Genomic DNA, 1,193 nt, shown 5'->3' with positions numbered 1-1,193 from the left:
GCTCGAATGTTCCCGCTGCACGCGCGCGCTGTTCATCAATTTCAGTGACCAGCATCTGCTCAACGCTGTCCCGCATGCGCAGCACGGCGTGCGAGGCCTGATCAAGCCCTAGTACCGACAGCACGCCACGCATTTGTGAAAGCTGGCCGGGCACGGATTGAAGCGCGACTTTGTCCTGCGGGTTGCGGAAAAACACATCAAGTGATTTTTCAAGCTCACCCAGCGACACACGCAACTCACCGACTACGCTGCCCATGGTCTGCTTGTCGCTGACCCGGCGGTACAGCTCTTCCATCCAGCCTTCCAGAGGCTGTGGCTCGCCGCCTGCACGGACGCCTTCCAGCCGTTCAGCAAGATTGGCGGTTCTCACAGCCAGCTGGGGATCGTTGRGATCCAGGTCATCAAAAGCGGCTTCAAGGTAAAGCACCGAGGTGGCCACTTCCATGGCCAGTTCTATTCCAGGGGCCTGACCAGACCGGACCGTCGTATCCACGGCGCGAGTCAGCGCCTGCGCGAGTGGTTCGCTGGGCGGATGAAGCTTGAGCAGAGAATCCGTGACGAGGCTGAACTGGTCCGTCACGGACTTGAATTTATTGGCGTCCCCGGCGGAAAGCGACGACCAGGTTTCTTTCGCAGACGTGATGCGCTTGCGGGCCTGGGCGAGCAGAGCCGGATCAAAACGCCCGAATTGAACGAGCTCATAGTCCACCGGTTTGAATCGGTTGAGACCGTAGGCTGACCGGATTGCCGAAAGTGCAGGCGTGTCGCTGGCGCGAGGAGAAACAGCCTGTGAACAGAAGAAGAGCAAATCCTGCGCCAGCCGATCCGATACCCCCGTATCACCCTTGGCAAGCGAGGCATACTGCATCAGGATTCGCGATGCAGCTCGCCGTACATAGATGTCCGACCCGAGCAACTCATGCGCGACCGCTTCGAAATAGGCCGCCGCGATCTTCCAGAATATCCTGGGTTGGCGGTCCGCCTGTCTGGCCGCAAATCCGAGGCTGAGCTCCTTCATTTTTTTGGCTGCCTGCGGTGCCTTACCCTTCATGATTTGAAGCACCGATTGATCCATGACAGCGCGAGCACCATCATCGTAATTGCGGGGCTCCGCTGTCGTCGCCAGTTCCGGCTCCAGCCAGCGCCACTCAAGCGGCCACAAGTCAGCCGGATGAATGCGGTCGGCCCGCACC

At 59.7% G+C, this 1,193-nt stretch carries 1 protein-coding gene; it reads right to left on the bottom strand.

From position 1 onward, the window contains the following. Positions 1-1,193: FimL-related protein (locus AC1D1X_RS23850; RefSeq protein ID WP_477699418.1), on the bottom strand; the 1,193-nt coding region annotated here is incomplete at both ends.

This window comes from Polaromonas sp. P1_G4 (assembly GCF_056405475.1).
Note: the sequence above shows the minus strand (reverse complement) of the source record. Positions and strands in the feature narration are given on the sequence as shown.